The 25,864-nt window shown below is 38.6% G+C and carries 21 protein-coding genes; 5 read left to right on the top strand and 16 right to left on the bottom strand.

Going from position 1 to position 25,864, the window contains the following annotated elements; genetic code table 11:
* Window positions 1–23 precede the first annotated feature (23 nt).
* From H3T55_RS15375 to H3T55_RS15350, 6 genes are all read right to left on the bottom strand, one after another.
* Complete coding sequence (locus H3T55_RS15375) at window positions 24–866, bottom strand: WxL domain-containing protein (RefSeq protein WP_225534985.1); 843 nt, start codon at window positions 864–866, stop codon at window positions 24–26.
* A 38-nt stretch (window positions 867–904) separates the two neighbouring features.
* Window positions 905–1,708 (bottom strand): WxL domain-containing protein, encoded by an 804-nt coding sequence (locus H3T55_RS15370; RefSeq protein ID WP_225534986.1) that lies wholly within the window; start codon window positions 1,706–1,708, stop codon window positions 905–907.
* Complete coding sequence (locus H3T55_RS15365) at window positions 1,708–2,046, bottom strand: LPXTG cell wall anchor domain-containing protein (protein WP_225534987.1); 339 nt, start codon at window positions 2,044–2,046, stop codon at window positions 1,708–1,710. Before H3T55_RS15365 ends, H3T55_RS15370 begins: the two co-directional genes overlap by 1 nt.
* Before the next feature lie 24 nt (window positions 2,047–2,070).
* Window positions 2,071–4,497, bottom strand: a complete 2,427-nt coding sequence (locus H3T55_RS15360) for a hypothetical protein (protein WP_225534988.1) — start codon at window positions 4,495–4,497, stop codon at window positions 2,071–2,073.
* A 55-nt stretch (window positions 4,498–4,552) separates the two neighbouring features.
* Window positions 4,553–5,263, bottom strand: coding sequence for a winged helix-turn-helix domain-containing protein (locus H3T55_RS15355; protein ID WP_225534989.1), 711 nt, complete (start codon window positions 5,261–5,263; stop codon window positions 4,553–4,555).
* Window positions 5,264–5,655: 392 nt separating this feature from the next.
* Window positions 5,656–6,789 carry a tyrosine-type recombinase/integrase gene (locus tag H3T55_RS15350; RefSeq protein WP_225534990.1) on the bottom strand — a complete coding sequence of 378 codons (1,134 nt, stop codon included), beginning with the start codon at window positions 6,787–6,789 and terminating at the stop codon, window positions 5,656–5,658.
* A 528-nt stretch (window positions 6,790–7,317) separates the two neighbouring features.
* Here H3T55_RS15350 and H3T55_RS15345 point away from each other — a divergent pair.
* Together H3T55_RS15345 and H3T55_RS15340 are read left to right on the top strand one after the other, a co-directional pair.
* Window positions 7,318–8,655, top strand: a complete 1,338-nt coding sequence (locus H3T55_RS15345; RefSeq protein ID WP_225534991.1) for a helix-turn-helix domain-containing protein — start codon at window positions 7,318–7,320, stop codon at window positions 8,653–8,655.
* Window positions 8,656–9,107: 452 nt separating this feature from the next.
* Window positions 9,108–9,932, top strand: coding sequence for a VanW family protein (locus tag H3T55_RS15340; protein WP_225534992.1), 825 nt, complete (start codon window positions 9,108–9,110; stop codon window positions 9,930–9,932).
* A gap of 68 nt (window positions 9,933–10,000) precedes the next feature.
* On the opposite strand, the gene H3T55_RS15335 is transcribed toward H3T55_RS15340, so the two are convergent.
* The 8 genes from H3T55_RS15335 to H3T55_RS15300 all read right to left on the bottom strand — a co-directional run bounded on the left by H3T55_RS15335 (window position 10,001) and on the right by H3T55_RS15300 (window position 19,334).
* Window positions 10,001–10,186 carry a ClbS/DfsB family four-helix bundle protein gene (locus tag H3T55_RS15335; RefSeq protein ID WP_225535136.1) on the bottom strand — a complete coding sequence of 62 codons (186 nt, stop codon included), beginning with the start codon at window positions 10,184–10,186 and terminating at the stop codon, window positions 10,001–10,003.
* Window positions 10,187–10,394: 208 nt separating this feature from the next.
* Window positions 10,395–10,967, bottom strand: coding sequence for a hypothetical protein (locus tag H3T55_RS15330; protein WP_225534993.1), 573 nt, complete (start codon window positions 10,965–10,967; stop codon window positions 10,395–10,397).
* A 166-nt stretch (window positions 10,968–11,133) separates the two neighbouring features.
* Window positions 11,134–12,408, bottom strand: coding sequence for an LPXTG cell wall anchor domain-containing protein (locus H3T55_RS15325; protein WP_225534994.1), 1,275 nt, complete (start codon window positions 12,406–12,408; stop codon window positions 11,134–11,136).
* Between the two features lie 155 nt (window positions 12,409–12,563).
* Complete coding sequence (locus tag H3T55_RS15320; protein ID WP_087641764.1) at window positions 12,564–13,994, bottom strand: amidohydrolase; 1,431 nt, start codon at window positions 13,992–13,994, stop codon at window positions 12,564–12,566.
* A gap of 57 nt (window positions 13,995–14,051) precedes the next feature.
* Window positions 14,052–14,927, bottom strand: a complete 876-nt coding sequence (sdaAA, locus tag H3T55_RS15315) for an L-serine ammonia-lyase, iron-sulfur-dependent, subunit alpha (protein ID WP_225534995.1) — start codon at window positions 14,925–14,927, stop codon at window positions 14,052–14,054.
* A 19-nt stretch (window positions 14,928–14,946) separates the two neighbouring features.
* Entirely contained in the window at window positions 14,947–15,609 is a 663-nt protein-coding gene (gene sdaAB, locus H3T55_RS15310) for an L-serine ammonia-lyase, iron-sulfur-dependent subunit beta (protein WP_225534996.1), read from the bottom strand.
* Window positions 15,609–16,808, bottom strand: a complete 1,200-nt coding sequence (locus H3T55_RS15305; protein ID WP_225534997.1) for an MFS transporter — start codon at window positions 16,806–16,808, stop codon at window positions 15,609–15,611. Before H3T55_RS15305 ends, sdaAB begins: the two co-directional genes overlap by 1 nt.
* A gap of 177 nt (window positions 16,809–16,985) precedes the next feature.
* The gene (locus H3T55_RS15300; RefSeq protein ID WP_225534998.1) at window positions 16,986–19,334 is read right to left on the bottom strand and encodes a helix-turn-helix domain-containing protein; all 2,349 of its coding nucleotides are present in this window, start codon (window positions 19,332–19,334) and stop codon (window positions 16,986–16,988) included.
* Window positions 19,335–19,474: 140 nt separating this feature from the next.
* Between H3T55_RS15300 and H3T55_RS15295 the strand changes: the two genes are divergently transcribed.
* The 3 genes from H3T55_RS15295 (at window position 19,475) to celB (ending at window position 23,177) form a co-directional block, all read left to right on the top strand.
* The gene (locus H3T55_RS15295) at window positions 19,475–20,248 is read left to right on the top strand and encodes a DeoR family transcriptional regulator (protein ID WP_225534999.1); all 774 of its coding nucleotides are present in this window, start codon (window positions 19,475–19,477) and stop codon (window positions 20,246–20,248) included.
* Window positions 20,249–20,426: 178 nt separating this feature from the next.
* Window positions 20,427–21,815, top strand: a complete 1,389-nt coding sequence (locus H3T55_RS15290) for a glycoside hydrolase family 1 protein (RefSeq protein WP_225535000.1) — start codon at window positions 20,427–20,429, stop codon at window positions 21,813–21,815.
* 15 nt (window positions 21,816–21,830) lie between these two features.
* Window positions 21,831–23,177: a PTS cellobiose transporter subunit IIC gene (gene celB, locus H3T55_RS15285; protein WP_225535001.1), complete on the top strand. Its 1,347-nt coding sequence runs from the start codon at window positions 21,831–21,833 to the stop codon at window positions 23,175–23,177.
* Window positions 23,178–23,315: 138 nt separating this feature from the next.
* Here celB and H3T55_RS15280 read toward each other — a convergent pair whose 3' ends face one another.
* Entirely contained in the window at window positions 23,316–24,269 is a 954-nt protein-coding gene (locus H3T55_RS15280) for an RnfABCDGE type electron transport complex subunit D (RefSeq protein ID WP_225535002.1), read from the bottom strand.
* Complete coding sequence (gene rsxC, locus H3T55_RS15275) at window positions 24,269–25,558, bottom strand: electron transport complex subunit RsxC (protein WP_225535003.1); 1,290 nt, start codon at window positions 25,556–25,558, stop codon at window positions 24,269–24,271. Before rsxC ends, H3T55_RS15280 begins: the two co-directional genes overlap by 1 nt.
* Between the last annotated feature and the right edge of the window lie 306 nt (window positions 25,559–25,864).

Raw genomic sequence — 25,864 nt, 5'->3', positions numbered from 1 at the left:
TTGCAGTGCTAAATGAATAATAATTATTGAGCAACCATTGTCCAAGTAACTTTAGCAACGTAATCCCCAGTTGGTGCAGAAGCTGCTACCGCTGCTGGAACAGTCAATTTAACAGATGATCCTGTTGTATCTAATGTATTTTCAATACCGTCAACACCAACAAAACCAGCACTTTGTCCGTATTCTGCAAAGTATTCACCTTTACCAGCTCCAGCGTCTGCTGTAGCAACAACAACTGCTGATGCTGCTGGGTCTTCAGTCAATTGGAATACTGTAGCGCCCATTTTTGGCATAGTGCCTAATTGTGCAGTGTTGTAATTTAAAATACCGTTTGAATAGTCGATCGTTGCACCAACTAATTTATTTGAACCGTTAGCAAATTGTTCTGTCATTTTAGCTTGGATTTGGTAGCCGTTTCCACCATCACGCAAGTCTGCCCATTGAACATATTGACCACGTAAACGTTCGTCGTTCATATCAGCAGTCAGTTTTCCATCTGTAATAACTGGATTGCCTAATGCATCTTTTTCAGCTCCGTAGATTTTAACTGGCTGTGAAAATTTTTCAACTGTTGCTGATTGTCTAGAGAAAGTACCAAAGTTTAAGTTAGATACAGCTTGGATGCCGTAAGGACCTTTGTTTGGTTGAGTAGTGATTTCTTCACCACCACCATCTGTAATAGGTTCTGTTGGTTTTTCCGGGTCTTTTGTATCTGTTCCGCCGCCGACTTCCCCTTCAGTGATTGTTACTTTACCAGTTGAGTCTAATTCTGTTGCATCGTCTGCCGCAAAAGCTTGTGTGCTCCCTAGTGTTGATAACCCGATAACTGCTACTAATGAAGCAGCGCATAATCTTGTAAATTTCATTTCTTGTTCCTCCTAGTTTCTTTTTGTGTTTTTTTCATCTATTGAGGTATCTCGGATAAAATCCAAGTTAACTCCGTTTGGTATTGGACCGGATAGATTTTCGTCGAATCCGGTATGCTCAGACTGATTGCTGAGTTTCGGTAAGCTTGCTTTTGATAGGTTTCATCAATCAGCGCTTTTCCAGCTGCATCGGTTTCTGGTGTGAGTGTGTTTGCTTGCGCTTTTTCAGTACCTGATGAGCCGAATTCTATCGTCCATGTGCCTGTTCCACCGCCGGCATCTGCTCTGGCAACTTGATAGGCTTGTCCGATTTCATTGATCGCAATCGTATCTCTTGTCACGGTCGGTGCAATACTTGCGCCAAATGAATTGGCCCAACCTTTATCCAAAGAGAGGACTGCTCCTGTAAGTTGTTGATTCTCTTTATCTTGAATCACTGAATTCGTAAATTGAGTGGTTTGTTTCACTTGTAAGGTCCAGCCATAAGCATCATCTCGTTCATCCGTGATTTGGATATAGCTGCCTCGTGCTGGTGTATCATCCTTAAATAATTGTGCCCTTGCATTATACGTTCTGTTTTTCCCCGTAATTTTGGCACGCCCGAAGTCTAGCGATGACGCATAATCGATCCGCAGTGTTCCTTCTGTAGAAGGCCCTTCTCCTGGATCAACATCTGTTCCTGGGTTTTCTGGATCAACTGGCTTAGTCGTACCGCTTCCTTCTACAGTCACTTTACCTGTCTGATCTAGTGCATCTGCTTCTGAGGCAAATGCTATTTCAGACACAGCAAGGCTACTTAAAGTCATAAGAAGAATCAAACTTAGCTTATTCTTTTTATTCATTACTGTGCCTCCTTCTTTTGTCGTTTCTTATAAAGAAAGACAAGAAGAATCAACAGCAGCAATCCGCCGCCGATCAACCCATAATTTTTAACGAGCTCACCTGTGCTAGGCAGCTTTCCAACTGGCTTAGCTACAGCTTTTTCAGAAGTCACTGGTTCAGAAGAGCTTTGCTGCGGAGGCTGCGACTCTGATGAACTAGTTTCTGTTTCATAGAAGGTGATTTTACCTTCTGTAATGACTTGTCCGCCGACACCCGATTCGGCAAATGCCGTACTAGTGCTGAACAGTACCCCGACAAAAAGAACGGAGAAGATTGCGAATAAAACATTTTTTCTCATTTTCAAAGTTACTCCATCCTTTCGTTATGGGCCTGCTTCAAGAGACCAAGTGATTTCTCCTTGATACTCGCCTGTTTTCTGTGCATCCGCTCCAGTGACTGCAAGTTTGACCCCATCACCATCTGTATTCCATTCTTGACTGATGTTGTAGTCTCCGCCCTTATCCTTTTTGAAGACTGTTTCCGCACTGGTTTCGCTCAGCTCAATATCATTGTCGCCGTATTGATAATGGATCGCATTTTTTAAAATATTCGTATCACCTACACGAGTCATTGGTTTCGTCACACGTGCTTTCACATCCCAAGAGGATTTTTTAGTTGAGCTTCGTGTGTCGCGAACTGTTAAATCTTTCCCCGTGAGCGTTGGATTTTTTACATGTACATCCAATGCGGTAAATTGAATCGTACCGAAATCGATCATATCCGGTGCAGAGGCAAGGTAAACGATACCGCTATAATGATACTGAACAGTCATGTTAGAAGTGACCGTTATATTTCCTTCATTCGCTGGGCGTTGGGTGATTTTATAGCCATCATTTTCTAATGCAGTTAAAACAGCTTTGACGTCATCATTTTTAGTTAAATCAATCACCGTTCCGGTAAGTGTATCGATCGTGATGGTTTTACTTTCATTGACGATACCATCTTCATCGATGAACTCAATGGTGAGAATTGAATTTGTTTCACCTACTGTGATCGGTACTTTGATTTCTTTTGATACGCCTTGAGCTGTCGTGATCACTACGATGACTTCTGTTACGTCTCCTGTTTTAGAACCGGATGTGATTGCTCCTGTTTCTTTATACTTGATAGAAGTGATTTCATCTAATGCTGAATCCGTATCTACTCGTAAGTTCTTGATTAGATCGGCAGGATCAGGATAGACTGTTTTGATATCGATGTTTGGATCGACGGTCAAATCTGGTACAGGATCGGCATCAGGAATCCCTTCGTATTTGATCAGTGACATACTTTCTTCCGTAATATCTGATTTAGCTTCCGTTGTTTTTCCATTGAAAGTAGTTGTTAATGTTACTGTTGGTGTGGATGTTCCTAAACTATCCGATAAGAGACTGTTTTTCCCCATTTCAAGATGTAGATACCCATCTGTTGGGTCATAACTATAGTCACTAAACACAAAATCAGCGTTTGGTTTCGCAACGACTTGATAGCGAATGTTTTTTCCATCAAATTCATCACTCGTTGAGTCTTTTGCTTTGATTTGCCATTTTTGATCTGAAACTTTGACTGGCGCTTCAAATAAATCAGACAAGTCGACTGTTTCATCTTCGTGTAAAACAGGTTTTACCGATTCAATGTCATAGCCTTTTGGTACATTTATCTCCATTACATAAGAATCTGAACGGTATTCTTTTGGATTGAATGCATTTAATGAATCGACACTAAATTTTAGTTTCGTGTAATCAGCTTCCGTATGGGTCGCATCATTTCGTTCACCAATGACTAATGGAATTCCGGCTTTATAACGTACTAGGTCGTTTTCTCCCAGCGGCCATATAAAATCAACAGCACTTATACCAGCACCCGTATCTGTTGCACGCCTCCATTCAGAGGTATTAAAGCTTTGAGTCATTTTACTACTATTGATAAATCGACCTAAAGAAGTTTGTGGTTCAGCAACAAGAGCATTAGCATCCCTTGTACCAGAAATTTGAAGATTGTTGTCAGTGTCAAATCTTCCCCATAGAGATGAGTCATTTCTTACATACAAATCACTCATTGTTGCATCTATCGGTGTGACTACTTTTGCTGCATTAATCCGGTTGTACATCCATAGTCCTGAAACTAAAGCAGGCTCTCCCGTATCTGAGTAGGTAAAATCCCAAGTGTACTCGTAGTCATACGTACTAGCTGTACGTAATTTGCGCATCTTGAACCCTAAGAAAAAAGAACGCCCTTTAGTTGATGGAAATGCAGATTCCGCTGGAAAGTCGGTATCGAACACACTGTAAGTTGGTGCGTAAAATTGTAAACTAGTTATAGAATAAAGAGTAGGCTGTCCGAGAATTGTAAATTTTACATCAATGCTCTTTCCTTGATACGTTCCTGCATGTTTCACCTTTACCCAGTATTCTTTACCTATATTAGCTGTCCCACCAAAAGGAACAGCTTCATATCCTTTCAAGTACAATCTGTCTCCAGTATTTGTAGCAACAGTACTTATATTTGTGCTAGTAAGTGTTGAACTAGCTTCATAACTAGTCTCTGGATTGAGCCTCAATTGTAAAGAATCCTCATAACTAAACTCGAGTGGACTCAACGGATCGATTATCGTCACATCTGGGGTATCCAGTAGAGAAGTATAGCCATAGTTTTCCATATACTCTGGTGTCAAATCTGCTGCATACCCTTTTTCAGGGCGAATCCCCACCAAAACAGCCAGTAATGTCAGACTTGAAAGGATAAACAGTAACATTTTTCTTTTTTTCATTGTCTCACCTCCTTTCAATTGACTCAGATAAATGTGGATTCTATAGGTAGATACCTTAGTCTAAATGCATTTTGTAGCCGATACCGTGTGCGGTCTGAATGTATTTGTCTGCCGGATAGCCATTCCTATCTAACTTTTCTCTTAAACGGAAAACGACATTAGCAACTCTTGGCTTTTGATCGTTGTAGGCCTTTTTCCAGATCGATTGGTAGATTTCCTGATGGGTAAACGGCTTGCCTATATCACTTTGTAACAAAGATAGTAGCTTATATTCGATACGAGTCAGGTTAACTTTACGCTCAAGCTCAGAAATCGGCTCTAATCGATTGTCCATTGGACTATCTTTATAAAACGTAGGCGTCCGTCGTTCAAATTCGATCAATCTAGATGATTTATCCGCGCGATACTTCATTTCATTTTGAATGATCAGCTGTACTTCCTTCGCTTGGGATTCTTCTCCAATATTCAAATTCGCTCCTAATTGTAAATAAACTAGCCGATTGACCATATCTGTTTCTTTTTGGTAGATCACTATGTATGCATTCGTTATTTCCCGAATTTTAATGATTGTTGAGCATGTAGTACTCATTGAAAAAGTTGAAGAATCACTGAGCATAAACACTACATCTATGTCCGAAAGTTCTTGTGTAAGATTCTTTATATCTAATCTTAAAATCTTACAGTCAAGTCCACCAAGAAACTTAGTGGAAAGTTCTTCGATCTCTTCTTCTGAGTATGTCTGATTTAATACACCGATTTGATGCATCTTTCTTCCTCCTCTGCTATTGAAAATAGGGTCAAACTAACTTATCTCACTGATCTTGTCAGTCGAATCATTTGTTTCTTTAATTTGATTCCTTTATACTTATTTTTGTACCTTTTGATAAAATTATTAAAAAGGTTCATTTTATAAAATTCAAAATAAAAAAGAAATAATACGTGCTGTTTTTTTGAAGATAAGCGATATAACTATTAGAATTTTAACTTTTTATTTCGTATTACTATTACTAATAAGTATAAAGCACAGAATCCATTGATAAATAACTATCTATCAGAAATTTTGACTACAGTGTTGACGGCTAATGGAAATAAAAAAAAGAAAACTTCGATCGTTTTCCTTTTTTTATCTCTTAGTTTATTTAGTTGAAATCGTGCGAATTATTTTTGAGATAATAAATTATCTACTTTTTGCATTTCCTTTTCTCTTTGTTCAAATAACGAGTCTGCATATGTGTCCAACGTCAATTTGATCGACTGGTGCCCCAAGATTCTGCTTAAGCTGGCAATATCCATGCCTTGTTCTAAGCAACGAGTAGCAAAGGTATGACGAAGTGAATGGAAATGAATAGCTGAAAAGCTGGTCGAATCGATCATTTTCTTAAATCGATAATTGATTACTCTCGGTTCTGCGAAGCTGTTTTTACTTCTAACAATATAAGGGCTAGTCGCGTGCGCTCTTCTTGCTAATAAGTAGTTCTTCAAATTTTTAGCAAGAGGAATGATCCGTTTGGATTGTGCTGTTTTAGGTGATCCTGCAATCAATTCAGTTTTAGCTTTGGTGCTATTCTCGTCTATGACACGAGTGATCGTGCGATTGACTCGAAGTAAATTTTGTTCAAAATCGATATCCTGCCATTGCAGACCGCTGATTTCTCCGATCCGCAATCCTGAATAAAGGGCTAAAATAACTGGTGAACACTCTGGATCTTTGAAGGCTAAAGCCTCGAGCTCTTGTTGCTCTTTTAAGCTTAGCGCATGAACGGCTGGTCGGGTTTGTTTAGGTAGTTGAACGAAATTACTGGGGTTGTTGATAAGATATTTTTGCTTGATTGCTTCATCAAAGGATTGTTTGACTAGATTCATTACTAGCCGAATCGTTCCAGCAGATAAACCTTGCATTATCAGGAGATCCACAAAGTATTGAATATTTTCTTCTTTGATTTCTTGTATGTATTTTTCTCCTAAATGAGGAATGATGTAACGCTTGGTCAATCGAAAATAGTTCGTATAGGTCGTAGGTTTCACTTTACGTTTGACCGTGATCGATAACCAGTTTCCAAGCCATGTCTCGTAAGTACCTTGATAGTGGCTAAAGTCATAGGAAGTGTGTAATCTTTTTGCTTTTAACACTGTCAGCTTGTCTTTAACATCTGTGTATTTCTTTCCATATACATATCCGTATATAATTTTTTTCTCAGGTGTCCGCTGCTTCACATAACGACCTTCCCAACGCCCATCTTTACGTTTGTAAATGTTCTCCCCTTTTTTTACGATCGTAATCAGTCCTTTCACTTTTGACGGTTTTTTTGACGGCTAACAAATTCTCGACTCAAACAGCCTAAAATCGTCAAAATAATTTATTAATTTTTATATTTAGAGACAAAAATTAATATTAAATAAAAAAAGTCGTTGACATCCACATTTTTTTTATATAATATTAATGCGAACTAACATTTATCCAAAAAAATAAGCTACTTCTTATTAGTAATAGTAATAAGAAGATAGCAAATCGCTTTTGCTGAAACTGTTTCTCATAATTTATCACTTTTATATCTTTTTCGCTAGTTTATTTTTGTAATATAAAATTACAAAAATAATTTTATACTCTAAAGAATATATATATAATAGAAACTACAATTTAATCACTGCACTCTACATTTATCTATGTTTAAAAGCATATTTTAGACAAATAAAAAGAACTTGGGACACGTTGATTTGAGCGTATCCCAAGTTCTTTTTTGAAATGACCTATCGATAGATTATTTTTAGCAACTTCCTTATAATACATATGCATGTATTTCTATAAGGGGGATCTGTACGATGTACGAATTTTTTGACCGTGAAACTAGAACGATGCTGACATTATTACGGACTTTGTATCTTGAAGAGCATTGGTGTTCAACAGAAGAGTTGATGGAGCGGACTGAATTAGACAGAAGAACGGTATTAAAATATCTAAAATTGCTGCAAAAAACTGCTCAAAATCATGAGCATAAAGGATTGATCGATACAAAAAAAGGGGCCGGACATAAGTTTGTTGGAACAAAAATAGAGTATCGAACGCTAACATTCCAGCTCATTACATTGTCGGTGCCTTTTTCGTTTATTTCTGACCTTTATTTTCTAAAAAATATTGATATTGTAAGTTTTTGTGAAAAACATTTTATCAGCGAATCCGTAGTAAAAAAAATCATCACTGACCTAAACAGTTTTTTTTTACCTTATCACATTCAATTAGTCGTAAAAAAAGGAGTTGTAACTGTAACTGGCGAGGAAGTTTCCATTCGCTATTTTGCTTATCTATTTTTCTGGGGCTTATTTAGAGGAATCACTTGGCCTTTCGATTCAGTTATTTCAGAGAGAGAAGCAGATGAATTTCTAAAAAAGCAATTTCCAAGCTGGACTCTTATAAAAAAAGTCTCACGTTCGCAATTTACTTTTATCTTTGCTATCAATATCAGCCGTATCAAAACCGGACATTCCTTATCTTATGAACAATTGCCTCCTTTTACAAAAGATTTGAATCGAGAGGTTTTCTTCTCTACCACTAGTCAAGTTGATTTTAAAACACTGCATTCCGAATTCAATCTGCTTTTTGATATACCAGAAGCCGAAGTAGATTATTTCATATTAGTAGCTCAAACCCGTGTTCAAATGTACCTATTAAACAACTTTCTTAGTAAAGCCCTTGATTTTCACAGGAACAATCAAACAGTGACTTTTGACATATTCAATTTGATCAATGAACAATTTTCAGTAAAAACAAAAATTACTGATACAGAGACGCTCAATATCATCACCAGCTTGATCCTGTCTACTTGTTTAGCTGTCATTCTCTTTCCTAATTTTGACACAACGATCACTAATTATGATTATAACAACTACCTCTATAATACTTATCCATTTTTAAAAGAAGAAATGAAAAAAAAATTGAATAAGATAAACGAATCAGTAGAGTTATCGTATCTTTCTAATCATTCTTTATTGGTCCCCAGATTATGTGAGTTGTATTGTTTAGTTGGACACCCAACTGACTTTAATCCCGAAATCGTGATAAAAATGGAAACAGATCTACCCGTTGTTATGGAAAAGATCCTTTCAAATCAATTACATTCTACCTTATCACCTTTTTCAGGACATCCTTTTTATCACCAATAATACCAAATGAAAAGATTACACCCGATCTGATCATCGCTTCAACTAAGATTCACGGAATAGAAAACTCAGAGATTTTTGTTAGTTATATCAATCCATCCTTTAATACAAAGGACATAAAAATAATTGTAGATAAAATCAATTTGATCAATACTATAAAAGTAAAACAAGAACAATACTCTAATCACTTAGAGTAGATAAGAAAGCTAGGCTGATCTAATAAATGCATGCTTGAGAAATTGCTATATACGTTATTTCTCAGGCTTTTTCTTATGAATAAGCCAAACAAAGATACTGAGGAAGGTAAAAGAGAAAAAGGTTATTCGGATAGAAGGATCGCTCTCATCACACCTATCGCACAATTCTTAAGATATTCTAAAACATTTCATTTTCATTTCTAAACAAAGACATTTATGTTACGATATTATTACAAAAAAAGAATTGGAGTTATGAAAATGAAAAGGAAACTGTTTAGCGAACTATCACCATTGACTTACGAGATATCGATCCAAAAGAATATTCTGCAGAGAAAGCTGCAAGACTTTATTGTCGCAGAGCCGCTTGCTCAAACAAAGCAGCATGCGCTGTTACCTGTATCCGTTTACAAACATACCTCACTCATCCGTAGAAAGTTAGGGAATACAGACTTGACTTTACAGGAAAATAAAGCTACCAATCTTCGCATCGCTGCACCTAAGGTATCGAATATTCTGATCAGACCAAACGAAACATTCTCTTTTTGGCATCTTGTTGGTAAATGCTCAGAAAGTAAGGGATATAAAAATGGTGTGACCATTTTTAACGATACCGTTCGTCCTGGTCTTGGCGGCGGTCTTTGTCAATTTACAAATTTGATCCATTGGATCGTACTTCATTCACCACTTGAAATCACGGAGCACCATCATCACGATGGACTGGACCTTTTTCCAGATTACGGTCGTAAAATCCCTTTTGGAACAGGAACATCGATCGTTTATAATTATCTAGATTACCGTTTTAAAAATAACACTGAAAATACTTATCAGCTCGTGATTTCTCTTAGTGATACTCACCTTAACGGCGAGCTTCGCTCAGATAATGAACAAGCATATAGTTATCATATACATGCTGAAAATGAATACTTTTCAAGAGAAAATGGAGACGTTTTCCGAAATGGGCAAATTTTCAGAAAATGCATTGATAAACGTACTGGAAATGTATTGGAGAAAAGGTTGATCAAGAATAATCATGCTCGTGTGATGTACGACACGTCAAATCTGACTATAATAGAATCAAATTGATTGAACGAATAGAATCATTCAAACAGAGCAGATACCTAAAAAAACGGTCTCTGCTCTGTTTTGGTTCACTATTTAAGCACTGCTAGCTTTTTCCACTTTCTCTGCCTTGGTTCAAATAATTCTTCGTTCGAGAGTATTTCTAACCTAGTGCATAGTTCATCTACGCTGTTTTTCAGTAACTGCCTTTGCTCGATCAATGTATAATTTCCATAGGTTTCATATGGTGGAAAAAAAGGACAACACGTTCGAACGATGCCATCAATTTACCGATCGAAACAAAATTTATGTATCCAAAAACTGACTGTCTTATCGGCAAATGGTCACTTCTTATTATCAAGAAAATGAGCTCTGGGAAACATTATTTTCAACGATTCAAAAAGAAGATTTTGCTGAACTAGGTCCTTCTATCACTGTCTTTCATAATAAAAAAAGTGAGCCAATACAGTAAAATCTGTCTGTTATTCAGACGATTCGCTGTTTTTGGATCACTTTTTTTTGATGATCGATCATATATAGCATTGGCTGACTATAAACATACACATAATCGTATTGTCTTTTTTTTCGTTTCCGATAGATATGTGTCGCCAATTGCTCAATACTTTGCTCATCATTGCCAAAGACAAAAATAAAAAGATTATTCTCCTTATAAATCGTATAATTACCGCTTTGCAGCTTTTTCACTTTATTATCATAGGCTTCAATCAAATTAAACAAGGAATGCCAGTTTGCGATCGAAATACCAACTTTTTTCTGATTATTTTCCGGCAGTGGCAATTCTACACGTAAAATACCTGTTCCGTATTTTTTCTTGATCACTTCTAAAATTTGTCGATCATCGTGAACACTGATATCATCTAGCTGCAATACTTTTAAGACGCTCTCTTTTAACGATTGTGTCACTTCGATACCGATATTTTTTGCTGGATTTTGAATATCAGGCTTATCCAACAGACGTGCATCACGATACTTGTCTGGCTCTGCTTTTTGAAGAATATCTAGTGCTTTTCGTTCATCAGGACGTTCCATCGGTTCCATGTATTCACTCCTTGCGTTGACTTGATATAGATACGATATACTAAACTGAGAAATAACGCAATGTAAAATCAAGCCGCTCAAGGCTATGTCTTCTGCACCCAAAACTTGAGATGATTACAGCAAAAAGCCTGCATATCAATAAATGCAAGCTCTTTGCTATCTGATTTTATTGATTTGTAAGAGATTTCTTAGACCAGCCAGCTAATGTTAGAATCAGTAACATCAGCCCTACTGCTAAAATCCAACTTTGTTGGCTTGTTTCATTCGTTGCCGGCAATTGCTTGCCTGTAGGTTTTGTCGTTCCAGCTGGCTTCGTAGAGCTGATTGTCCCATCAGTAATCGTAACCTTGACTACCTGAGCAAGTTCTTGGATGGCAAACTCATAGCCTGGATATTTTTCTGACAGCTGCTTCATCGTTTCCTCTGCCCAAGTATACGTATAAGTAAATTCCGTTGTTCCAGTTTTTAGTGCTTTCCAATTGCCGTCTTTATCGATTTCTATGATCGACGGATCTTTGATTGAGAATGTAAACGAACCTATCGGATTTTCCATGCCTTCGATTGGTTTGACTTTTAGCTGTCCTGTATCTCCGACTTTGCCTTCGATAGAAGCAAGATCAAGCATCGGTGTAATATTCATTGTACCCATAGGTGTTACTTCCGCTTTGATTACTGTAGCAATCGAATTGGCTCGTAATATACTTCCAGGATTTTTATCTTGGATCGCCTTGTATGATTCATCGGAAAGTTTATAGTCTAAAACAAATTCTGTTGTTCCAGCTTTTAATGCTGTCCATTTTCCGTTTGCATCTACAGAAATAATATCTTTGTGCTCATCCTTGATGTATGCTGTAAACGTCCCTTTAAGGTCACTGACACCGCCCATTGGTTCTACTGTAAATTGTCCTGTGTCTCCAATTTTAGCTTTGATTGCACTTACATTATATTTAGGCGTTATTCCTACTATCTTTTCTTCTGCTACTGTTATAGGTACTTCCTTAGCAATTGATTTTTGAGCTAACTCATGCTCTGGAAATTTCTCCTGAATCTTCTTCAAGGAATCCTTGGACCATTCAAAGTCGATTGTGGCTTTAGTAGTACCAGCTTTCAGTCCTTGCCAAATTCCTTTTTCATTGATAGAAAGAACGCTAGGATCTGCTACTGTGACTTTAAAGGTTCCTTTGAGATCTTTGATCCCTTCTACTGGTTTCACTTCAATACTTCCTTTTTCACCGACAGTTGTTTTGATGGTTGAGACAGTATATTCTGGTGTAATGTCCAACACTTTAGCTTGTTTCTCTGTTTGTACAGTACTTTCAGAACTTGTTGTCATCAGCGTTTCTGTAGAAGAACTAGCTTCTTCTGCGAATGAACGACCTGCAAACGACAATGACACGGTGCAAAACAACAATCCCAACATCAAACATTTTTTATTGATCACCTTACTCCTCCTTAAATTCTCATTATTTAATCCAAGTTAATCGTAGCAAATTTCTAACATTCAAGCAATCTTAATTTTAGCTAATATGAGTTAGAAGCATAAAAAAGCAAGAAATAAGACGCGTGTATGCTTATCTCTTGCTTTGTTTTAATATTTTATTTTGGCATTACATCTGCCGGTATAGCTGATTGATACTTTTGACCACCAACCGTTACTTGATGTTCTGCTTTTGCTTTTTCAACTAATTCAGGATTCGTCAATAAATCGTATGCTGTTGTAGCGATCGTTTTACCAGCGGCTAACAACCCTTTATGAGCTACAGACGACTTTCCATTTGCGACCCATTGCCATGAATGAGGCGGTGTTCCTTGCGGCTCACAGCCGATCAAGACTTGTGCTGTTGGACAAACCCAGCTGACATCCCCAACATCTGTCGAGCCTGATGTTGCATTTGAAAAGGCCAATGGTCCAATTTGGTCTAAGACTGGTAGTGTGCCTAAGCGTTGGATTTCTTCTTCGCTTGCTGTTGGATTCATTTGACGAGCTCGTGTGATCAACCCAGCTTTAGTAGCATCGTCTAGGCTATCATAATATCTTTGGCTATATTCTTGATCTTCTTTCGTTAAGTTCAGATCGCCGAATTCTTTTAGATTTTCATACATTGCCGTTGTCATTGCTTGGTTTGGCAAGTAGTTGGCGCAGGCAGAATCAAAAACGATTTCTAGTTCTGTTTCTGTCATCAATGCTGCACCTTCTGCGATTTTATTGACACGTTTATAAATCGCTTCAGCCTGATCCAATTTTGGTGCGCGGATAAAATAATAGAGGCTTGCTGTTGGTTGAACTACATTTGCTGATTCACCGCCAGCATCCATGAATGCATAATGGACACGCCCTTCATCAATGATATGCTCACGTAAAAATTGGACGCCGATATTCATCAATTCTGCAGCATCTAATGCACTGCGTCCTTGTTCTGGTGCTGCAGCCGCATGTGCCGATCTTCCTTTAAAATTATAATAAATTTGATAGACTGCTAAGCTGCTCAACCCCCAAGCCATACTTGTATCCATCGGATGCCAAGCCAATGCAACATCTAAACAATCAAACACACCGTCTCTAGCCATGAATGCTTTTCCGTAACCACTTTCTTCTGCTGGACACCCAAATAATTTGATCGTTCCAGTTAATTCTTCCTGCTCCATCAAATCCTTGATACCGACCGCTCCTGCCAAAGCGCCGGTTCCCAATAAATTATGTCCACAGCCATGACCATTACCGCCCTCATGTTCGGCTTTTTGTTCGCCAAGATCTGCAACCTGACTCAAATTTCCTAAAGCATCATATTCCGCTAAAATACCGATAACAGGATTTCCGCTGCCATAAGTCGCGACAAACGAGTGCTCCATATTCGCAAGGCCTGTTTCAACTGCAAATCCTTCTTTTTCTAAAATTTCTAAAAATGGTTTCACTGATTCAGCCGTCGCAAATCTTGTTTCCGGTGTTCCCCAAATTTGATCCGCTGCAGCGGTAAATTGTTCTTTTTTCGCATCGATCAGTTCTGTGATTTTTTGTTTTGCATCCATCATATTCTTCCTTTCTTTTTTTAAATCAACATTTCTTTTACCCTAACAAAAACTCCTTTAACGTTCAATCCCAAATAACTCTTTTGCGATTCGCTTACCCGTTTTGGTCCCAGCTAATCCGCCGATCCCAGTCTCCCGAATATCTGCCGGCATACTGCGGCCCACACGATACATAGTTTCTACAACTTCATCTGCCGGAATCTCGCTTTCAACGCCGGCTAGCGCCATCTCCGCCGCACTGATTGCATTCGAAGTGCCTCCTGCATTTCGTTTGATACATGGAATTTCCACCAGTCCTGCAACAGGATCACAGGCTAAACCGATCAGATTATTCAACGCGATCGCAAAGGCATGGCTTGCTTGTTCCGGCGTACCTCCTGCCATTTCAACTAAGGCTGCCGCTGCCATTCCTGAAGCCGAACCGATTTCTGCCTGACAGCCGCCTTCAGCTCCTGAAATCATGGCGTTATTGGCTGTAACGAAACCAAACGCTGCTGCAGTGAATAAAAATTCCAGTTGAGTTTCTTGACTCGCCTGCAGTTTTTCTCTAAAAGCTAACAGCACACCAGGAACGACCCCTGCAGAACCAGCTGTCGGCGTTGCACAGATCATCCCCATTGCTGCATTGACTTCATTCGTTGCCACTGCATAACACAGCGCTTTAACAAAGGTAGTATCTGTCAATACTGTTTTGCTATCTAAATAGACTTGTAGTCTTTTTGCATCATAACCAGTTAAACCTGAATGAGAGCGTACCCCTTGAATCCCTTTAGCCGCAGCTGCTTCCATCGTTTCCAAATTCAAAGTCATCTGATTCATGATCTCTGTCCGGCTGCGTCCGGAGGTTCTGATCTCCTGTGCGATCATGATTTCTGCGATCTTACACTGATTTTTTTTTGCTAGTTGTACTAATTCTTCAATCGATCCAAACAAAAAATTCACGTCCTCTAATTTAGCCGGTCGTCGGCATTACTGCTGTGATGCCCGGTATTTCTTTGATTTTTGCTACTAATTTTTGACTAATGTCACTGACCGTTTCTACAAAAAAGACGGTCTCTTGATTCAACTGCTGAACTTTTACAAATTCAGGGCTTTCCAAAGCATTTTCAACACAAGGAATTGCTGTGTTTGGTTGATCCGCAGTAAGAACCAATCCGTTCCCCTGTTCTTGGTTCAAAATGGTGGAATGGTGATTGATTTCTGTCAATTGAATGCTGCCGCCGCCAATCGAAATGGCTGTTAAATTTAACTTCTCCTGCTCATCGATCAATTCTAAATTGACAGTATTTGAATGTTCCGTTTCTTTCGTACTGACAAGGAATTCAATTTTTACTCCCTGTTCTTCCGCGATCTCGATCGCGTCTGGAATCCGTTCATCATGTGTTTCAAACCCAAGAACACCAGCGACGATCGCAACTGCCGTTCCATGTCCTTTATAGGTTTCTGCAAAAGATCCAAAAAACGTCACGATCAATTTTTGAGGCGTATGCTTATAAAGTTCCCTTGCCATATTACCGATCCTGACTGCTCCTGCTGTATGTGAACTAGAAGGTCCAACCATGATCGGACCTATGATATCAAAGGCACTTTTATATTTAAATTTTCTCTCTGACATTATGCTTCTTTTTTCACTCCTAGTACGCAAAGTCCGCAAAGTAAGCTAGCTGCTGCCATAAAGCCGAAAGCTAATGTAAACGAACCGCCTGCAGCTTTGATCAATTGACCTAAGATCATTGGTGCCAAAAAGCCGCCTAGTGTTCCTCCGGTATTGATGATCCCGATAGAAGAACCAATGATCGACTGATCCATGATTTTGTGCGGCCATGTAAAGATCGCTGTAAAAGCGCTGACCGAAACCATGCTGACTGCGATCAAACAAATCATGGATAAGACTAGATTATTCGAAGCAACAAAAGCAGCAACTAAAATCGCAGCTAAAACAGTAGCGCTAATGATGAAGATCCGTTCTTTTCCTAAGAAAAGTTTTGATAAAAGAGCCCCAGCAAACATTGTTGCTGCTGTTTGGAATACGGCATTCACTGCTAGTAAATAACCGATCGTTTTAATATCGATCGCAAATTTCTGTGCTAAATAGCTTGGCAGCCAAGACATGTTTCCATAAAGCAGGAAATTCAGCAAGAGCATCGCTACAAATAAAACCAAAACATTTCTGTTAGTGATCACCTGACTAAATGTAATTGCCGGTTTATCCTTTGCCCCAGTTTTTGCACTGGCTACTTGATTAGGTACAAAAAGTCCTACTAAAACTAAAGCGACAGCGAACAATGTACCTAACGCCAAATATCCGTAACGCCAATTAGCATTGATCAAGTTTGTTCCTAAAGTAAAGGCTAAAATCCCGCCGATCCCAGACGTAGAAAGAATCAAAGACTGTACGAAGGTTCTACGCTCCTGCGGAAAATTATCAGCAATCGATTTAGAACAGCTTGGTGGATAACCACCATGACCGATCCCCGCAAAAAAGCGGATGACCATAAACAACATCAAACTACTGACTGCACCGAATGCGAATGAAAAAATTGAAATAATTGCTAGTGACAGCATCAATACTTTTTTTGCCCCGATTTTATCTGCTAACCAACCACCTGGAATTTGCATCAACGAATAACCAAGGAAGAAGAATGACATGATCATCCCCGTTTGTCCTGCGTCTAAATTAAACTGCTTGGTGATCGGTAAGACAGCAGTAGAAATCATACTCTTATCCATATAAATCATCGAATAACCCGCCATCAAAGCGAAAATCAGCCCAACACCACTTTTACTTGTTGTTTTTTCAACTTGTGTTTCCATTTTTTTCCTCCATTACTAAAATATAAGAAAACGTTTTCTATGCATTCATTATATAAAAGCCTCAGCATATAGAAATTACTTTAATTGCTCGATACAAGGTCAATATTATTGATTTTTTGGTAAAGAATAAAAAAAGAGCAAAAATAGCAATGCTACTTTTGCTCTTCGTCTTTATTCTCAGTACAATGGCTGCAATAAATATAGTTGGCAAGCATTCAACGTCAGCGTTGCCTCCAACTGATAGCCAGTGTTGGTAATCGATTCTTTCTTCAATTCAAACTTTGGGGCAATTTTCTGCTCTAAATAGCTTTGCAGCTCCCTGTCTAATTCAGCTTGACCACCAATTCTGATCCAGTCATTATAAATTCCGCCATGATCTTTGTCCAACACATATTCTCTGATCAAATAATTCCCCTGCGGCAATCCATCCAACTGAATCAACAGCTTTTTCGTTTGGTATCTCACTTGAAAGGTATCCACCGAATAAAGTGGATCTAAATAGCTAGAATTGTAGAGCAACAATTGATATTGTCCCTGATTTTGAGTCAGCATGTACCCAGAGCCACTCGCTACTATCTCACCTTTCAAATGATTTAAAAATCGAAGTGAAAAGAACAGTGGACGACGCAGTCCTTCATAAAAAAAGACAGATAAGCTACTATCTTCCCGTACATAAGTCTGCCGCTCCTTCACTTTAATATTCAGCCAAAAAGCAATCCCCGTTACTTCTTTAGATAATTCAAGGATCGATTCTAGAATCAGAGCCGAGCGGAAAAAGGTTCCTGAAAAGGTGTTGCCTTCACCAACCAGCGTATTCCAATCCGTTAAAAATAGCTCCGGATCCCAAGCAGATGTCTCCTGTTTTTTTCCTTGTGCATAAGTTGAAACCACTGACTTTACACGTGCAAGCAGTTCCTGCTGATAGTCTTTAAAATGCAGTGCGTGCTCGTCTTTGATAGCTTCTGTTGCATACGGATCTGCATGAAAGCTAATAAAATCAGGTAAACAACGCTGCTTACTCTGCTCCTCAACAAATGTCTGATATTGTTGATATTCTTTTTCTGCTAACGAACGCAAGGACATCAAGCCAATCTTGACTGAGGGAATCAGTTGCTTCAATTTGCGGTAAAAATAGTGATAGCCCCATCGATTCTCTTCACTCCACTGACCACTGTCTTTTGGAAACGACCACTGAACATACCATTGCCCCACTTCTTCACGACCATAACGATTCAAAAAATGCCGTATGATTTTGATTTGTTTATCACACCAGAGCTGAACCTCTTTTTTATCCGTATAATCCTCTGGTAAAAATAATTGGATCATTGGCTTCAACTGAATCTTGATCAAAAAATCAAACCACTGGTTATTTAAAATATACTCAGATACCAACAGGACATCATTTTCAAAATTGGTTTCTTCACAAAAGCCTTCAAATTGAACAAAATCAAAAGCTAACTCTTCTCGTAAAATACACAGCTCTCTTTGAACACCTCTGGCTAGACCCTCACTAGCTGGACCGATCTTGATGATTTTTTTACTAGCTTGATAGGCTGATTCCGGCGTATCTGTCACCGTCAATTCCAGTTTTTGTTCGATTGTCGCATTTTCATCTTCGATATCTTTTTCGACTAGGTATTTTGCCAACTCCTGCAATGCCGCAGCACCAGTGATTTCTTGGTAATCTTCTGATTCTATGGTTTGATCCTCTTGAGTTTTTGCTAAAGAATATTTTTTTCGGTAGCTTGCCGGCGTTACTCCATGTTGTTTTTTAAACACTTGATGAAAGTGTTTAGGATTTGAAAAGCCGCTATCCATAGCAATTTTGATCACCGAGTTTTTTGTTGAGACTAAGGCCTCCGTCGCATGCATCAAGCGAATTTGATTCAAATAATCTGTAAAGGTCATTCCTACCTGCTTTTTGAACAAACGAGACAAGTGATAATAAGACATTCCACTGTTTTCAGCAAGTGACTCTAGAGAAATCGGCTGATCATATTCTTTTTGAATTTGTTCCAGCACTTCATTTATTCTGTCATCAGTTGTCTCTTGCTTAAGCTGAGGAAGTAGATTTCGATCATTTTTAAACGTCTTCACCAAATAATTTAATACGCTGAATAGATGCTGATACACTTCAAGCTCATTTTCGCCGCTTTTCTTAAAATAGGCAGCCATCAAATGAGCCAGCAAGGCCCGTAGCTTATTAAACTCCTCCTTACTTTTGTCTTCTGAGCTTGAACAATCGATATATGGCAGCCAATTTTCTTTAAAATTAGTAGTCAGTGGTTTTCTAGAAATACGTAAATATAGCAGGAGGTTTTTGTCAGAGCTCTTCACCTGATACTGATGCAGCGGATTGATCACTAATAGATCATCTGACTCTAGTCTATATTCCTTTTCTCCGGTGGTTACTGTCATACTTCCGCTCAGCATAAGAAACAGTGTTAAATCTTCACTCATTCGAGCCGGTACATCACTCACTTTCATTAGTGATAGATGAAATGGACGTTGGTTATCTTCTCCCATGATCTTGACCTTCCTTATTCGCTCTAATTTATTGAACAAAATATATCATCAAACGGAAGGGGAAACAAGTTGTCCTTTTTTTACTATATTGTCTATACTAGGAGTACTTAAAAAATAATCGTACGTATAAGGAGGAAGTCATGAAAATCAGTCAAGGAGATATTTTCAGAAGGCGGGAGCAATTGATCGATTATTTACAGCAAAAAGAACAAGCTTCGGTCATTGAATTAGCTGAATATTTTAATGTTTCAGCGGTTACGATCAGAAGAGATTTGCTCTTTTTGGAAAAGAAAAAAATGATCGAACGTTTTTATGGCGGGGTGAAATTGGTTCATGTATCGCAACAAAAAATCGACCACACACTTGAAAAAAGTCATTTTCCAGTCACTGCGTTCATCGATAAATTATCACCATTTTTAACGGATCGGCTGCAGCTCTTTGTTGGTGCTGGACTATTTTCCACCGAGATCATCCATGCGCTATCTTATTTCGACATCCTTATTCTAACAAACGATGCATCGGCGATTTCTATCTCTCATCCAAATAAAAGAGCCCTGATTTCCATTTGTGGGGGTGAATTAGAAAAAAATACCCATGCACTTGTAGGCGATTTTGCTACCTACGCATTCACGAAAGTCGAAGCAGATCTTTGTATTATTGAAGCGGCTGGTTTCAATACTCATGAGGTCACGACAAATACATTGAATGAATCATTTGTTTATCGCACAATGCTCCAGCATACGAACGGACCTAAAATCGTTTATACTCCTGCTGGCAATCTCGAAACCGTCGGATCGTTTATGATCGATCGAACCTTTCTATTTAGTCATCTTTACACGGATGCATCGATTCCAGAGGCTATATTGAACAACTACATGACACACTCGATCGCCATTGACGTCTTAACTGAATAAAAAAGGTATACTAAAGAAGCTTGTTTTCTTATGACATTAGATTCCTTTTGAAACACTCGAACTGTTCATAAAAATACTTTCATGAACAGTTCTTTTGATTGCATTGAATTCCCTGGACCAATCGCTTATTCTAAGTTCAAAGAAAACGCTTTACAAAAATAATAGATTGGAGACACTTATGACTACATTTCCTAAAAACTTCCTATGGGGCGCATCGATTTCCGCCCATCAAACAGAAGGTGCCTATAAAAGCGACGGCAAAGGCCTAAGCGTGCAAGACAAACGCCAAAGAGATAATCATGATATTGCTGACTTTACGGTCGCAGTTGACCATTATCATCATTTTAAAGAAGATATTCGTTTATTAGCCGAAATGGGCATCAAAGTTTTTCGTTTTTCAATTGCCTGGACACGAATTTTTCCTGAAGGTCGAGGCGAGGTCAATGATTTAGGATTGCAGCATTATAACGATGTGATCGATGAGTTACTAAAATACGGGATCCAGCCTTACATTACCTTGAACCATTTTGATTTGCCCCAAGCGTTAGAGGATGAAGGCGGCTGGAGCGTTAGAAGTACCGTCGATGCATTCGTCCACTACGCTGAAACAGTTTTTGAAGCTTATGGTGATCGAGCAAAGCACTGGCTGACGATCAACGAGCCGAACATCATGTTGCTAGTCGATAAAAAAATCTTAGGGAAAGAGATTCCTCTACAAGAAAAATATCAGCAGTTTCACCATTTGATGATTGCAGAAAAATATGCATTTAAACGTTGCCACGAGCTGATCGAAGATGGAAAAATCGGACCAGTACCGAACATCTCACTTGTTTATCCAGCGACTAGTAAGTCAATGGACAACCAAGCAGCACTTTATTTTAACAGCGTCAGAAATTGGGCGTATCTCGATTTTTCTTGCTTCGGCCGCTACAATGCCGTATTCAAAGATTATCTGAACCGTAATGATGTATCGATTTCTTTTGCACCTGAAGATCAAGAATTGATGGAAAATCACTTCCCAGATTTTGTGGCGATGAACTTTTATACGACAGTTACCGTAGAAAAACCAACAGAAAGAGATGGTATGGCTAACGGCATCAGCGATCAGCAGAGTGAAGATATTATGGAGTGGGGCTTTTATAAAGGCTTTACTAATCCTTATTTGAAGAAAAATGAGTTCAACTGGACGATCGATCCGGACGGGTTGAAGACAACTTTACAGACATTGTATGACCGCTATCATTTACCCATCATCATTACTGAAAACGGCTTAGGCGCCAAAGATGAACTTACAGAAGACGGTAAAATCCACGATGCCTACCGAATCAACTACTTACAGCAACATATCGAACAATGCGGCTCAGCGATCGAAGCTGGTGTAGAGCTGATTGGCTATAGCCCTTGGTCAGCGATCGATTTGGTGAGCGTACATGAAGGAATCAGCAAACGATACGGCTTTATTTATGTCGATCGTACAGAACATGATGCAAAAGAAATGACTCGCTACAAAAAAGACAGTTTCTACTGGTATCAAACGTTGATCGAGACAAACCAACTGCCCTCATAAGGAAAGGAGAAAAAAATGAATAAAGTATTTACCTTCTTGGAGACTAAACTAATGCCGCCGTTGAATAAAGTTGCAAATCTGCGCTTTATTCGAGCAATCATGCAAGCCGGGATCATTACAGTGCCATTTACAATTGTCGGATCGATTTTCTTGATCATTAATAATTTACCGCAGATCATTCCGCCATTAGCACCATTTTTTGAGAACACGATCCTGAAATTCGCACCGATTTACAGCGTGGCAACAACCATGTCGATTGGTTCGATCGCTATTTTTTATTGTTTGGCCACTGCCTATTATTTAACAGACATTTATCGTAAGGAAGAAAATGATGGTTTGAGCAGTTTTGTCGGTGCAATTCTAGGGTTGTTCGCATTCTTGATGACGATCGTTCAAACAGATATCGTCGATGGCAGCGCTCAGCTCATACAAAATCAAAGTGAAACGGCCATTACGTACAATGGGGTCGCACTTGGCGGCTGGGTCACTCGTTTTGGCGGAGTCGGCATTTTCATCGGGATCATCACTGCTGTCATCGCTACTCAAATTTACCACTTATGTGTAAAGAAAAATATCACGATTCGGATGCCGGAAGGCGTTCCAGATGGTGTCAGTAAAGCTTTTGCATCACTGATTCCAGCTATTTTCATTGCTTTTGTCATGTTGTTTATCAATACGATTCTAGCTGTTTTCCATACTGATTTGCATGGGTTACTTTCAAAACCCTTTGAATTCGTAAAAGAGTTGACTGGTTCTTGGCTGGGGATCATCGTGATCATGTTATTGATCCATTTATTATGGGCAGTCGGCGTTCATGGGACGGCTGTCATTAAAAACAGCTTCATCAATCCGATTTTACTTGTTGCTTTAACGGAAAATATCGATGGCGGGTCTAATATTTTCGCTGGAGATTTCGTGAATATGTATATTTTTATTGGCGGCGCTGGAAGTACCTTAGGATTAGTTTTGTTGATGATTTTTGCGGCAAAATCAGATCAACTGAAGGTTTTAGGCAAAGCGGCTGTTTTACCTGGCCTGTTCAATATCAATGAACCAGTGATTTTTGGGGCACCGATCGTCTATAATCCTTACTTGATCATTCCGTTTATCGTGACACCTTTGATCAATGTTACGATCGCTTATTTTGCCACTTCTTGGGGATTGGTCAATAAAGTCATTACTGGGATTCCTTGGATCTCACCTGTGGGGATCGGGGCGTTCTTGGGAACTGGCGGCGATTTTCGTGCGGTGCTGATCGGGTTTATTAACCTAGCCGTGTCGATTATTTGCTATTACCCCTTCTTTAAAATGTATGATGGAAAATTGTATGCGGAACAGACAGCTATCGTTGAAAAAGACTAAATCAGTGTAGTTCATGTTTTCAATAGACTTGATATGAATATGCTTGTTTTGCTTTCTCAGTTTATACTATTTATTAAGAGCTTTAGCCATGACTCGAAGAATTTTGACTAAAGCTCCTATTTTTTCTCCATCTACTAATTATTCCCCATAAACTCTCGAAGCTGTGTACTTATTGATCAATGGCGTCAGTAAATTCATCACTAAGATCGCCACGCCAATACCTCCTGGCAAATCTAAGCTGATTCTTAATAACGCTGTAAACACACCACAACCAAGAGCAAAGATATATTTTCCTTTGTCTGTTATTGGAGAAGTTGTATAATCTGTGACCATAAAAATTGCAGAAAAGACCAATGCGCCACTTAACAAATGTGCATTCGCAAATGAAAAATTGAATACACTATAAATGAGTATCAGCAGATAAAATGAACCTATCGTAATTATCGGAACAAACGGGTTGATAATCTTCCGTATAATCAAAAATACTGCTGAAAATAACAGTACAAACTTACAAGTTTCTCCTATCGCTCCACCTAAATTAATACCAAAAAACAAATCAAATACGTCGGGTGTAGTCGTAGAAATATCTCTAGAAAAACTGCCCAAATCAACTAAGGGCGTTACTGATGCCACAACATCTTGCTCTGATGTCCCACCGTTTGTTAACCACGGTGAAAAACACAATTTCAATAAGACACGTGCTGCTACAGCTGGGTTAAGCCAGTTCCTCCCAATTCCGCCAGTCAATTGTTTAATAACGATCACTGCAATAAAATCCCCAACCAATAAAATCCACAATGCTACCGTAACAGGTAAGGTCAAAGCTAAAAGCCAGCCTGTTATCACTGCACTACAGTCACTTATAGTTGTTCGCTTACCGAAAATTGTTTGAAAAAAATATTCAAAACCTACGCAAGCACTAATACTTATCAGAATCATTATCACGGACCAAAAGCCAAAAAAGTAAATAGCTGCAAACGTTGGAAATAATAATGCGATCAACACTTGATGCATAATCCATTGAGAACTCCATTTTTCTTTGATATGAGGACCTGTGAATGATCCTGTACTTATATATTCGTTGTTTATCATCATAGCTCCTCCAATACTTTTTGTTTTGCTGCCCGAATATCATCCAAAATATCAATTTTAGATGGGCAAATATACGAACACGCCCCACAATCAATACAATTCAGCACACCTAAACGTTTCATTTCACTAACATTTCCAGAGCGGTAGGCATGGCTGATAGAAATTGGTTGTAAGTTAACTGGACAAGTATTGATACATTCAGAACAACGAATACAATTTTGTGTCCTTCCGCTATTTACCTCTGCCGATGTAAGAGCTAGTACCAATGACGTAGTTTTAGTTACTGGTTCATTTAAGTTTTGAATCATTTTTCCCATCATCGGCCCCCCATTGATCAGCTTTGCTGGACTTTCAATAAAGCCGCCACAGCCTTCAATAACATGATCGATCGGCGTTCCGATTCTCACGCGTAAATTTTGCGGATGTTTAATTGAATGACCAGAAACTGTTATGATACGTTCTGTTAAAGGCAGATTCTCTTTAAAAGCATAGAATGAGCCTAATAGTGTAGATACATTTATGATCACTACATTCAAATCGATCGGTAATTTTCCTTTAGGGAGCTCTTTTCCAGTCACCGTTTTAATGACAAGTTTTTCAGCTCCTTGAGGATATTTGCTAGGCACTATTTTTAAATCAATGCAGTGATTTTCTATTTTACTTTGCAAATGAGCGATTGCCTCTGTTGATGATTGTCCGATAGCGATCACACATTGTTTGATTGAAAGCATTTCTTGAAATAGAGTGATTCCTTCGATAATTGCTTTCGTATACTCTAAAATAATTCTTCGATCCGCCGTTACAAATGGCTCACACTCTACAGCATTTATGATCAGTGTTTCTACATATTGCTGTTCTTTCAAGAAAAACTTTACATCTGTTGGAAAACCAGCTCCTCCCATACCCACAATTCCATTATCTTTAAGTGCAGATACCACATCCTCAGGCTCTGACTGTGGTATTTCATAGGTATCTTTAAAGTCGTTTCTGATAACCACAACTGTGGTTTTTATATTTCCAATCACTCTCTGTTCAATTTTTTCGACTGTCCCTGAAACTGAACTATGTATATTTGCTGAGATCGCCCCATCTTTTGCGCCAATCAATGTTCCGATTTTCACTGATTCTCCAATAGTCACAATAACTCTTGCTGGTTTCCCAATATGCATATTCATCGGCAAAATGACTTTTTCCGGTGCTTTTAGGTCTTGAATCATAGACAACTCTGTCAGTCGTTTATTCTTTACTATTTTGACACAACCACGCTTTCGCTTTACGCTAAAAAACATCTCTTTCCCTTCTTTCTGTTTGTATTTCTTTCTCACCTGTAGATAAAAAAATAGTAAATCAATGCGGCAACCACAATTGTTAGTTGTAAAACCAAGCCTACTATTTCATATTTTTCTCTTTTCATAGCTGCTCCTTTCATTTTTCTTATCCTTTTTTCGGATCAACTTTAGCATAGCATCCAGTAAAAATGCAGAAAAATTACTTTTTTCCCGCTATCTTCAAAAAATGAACTTTTAAATTTCTAAAATATCCATTTAGATAAAAGAACATCAAATAAACCTCCTTTTCCTACATTATCTACGCTA

It is taken from the genome of Enterococcus sp. S22(2020) (assembly GCF_020295385.1).
Lineage (GTDB): Bacteria > Bacillota > Bacilli > Lactobacillales > Enterococcaceae > Enterococcus_L > Enterococcus_L dunnyi.
This window is presented reverse-complemented; position numbering and strand designations above follow the sequence as displayed.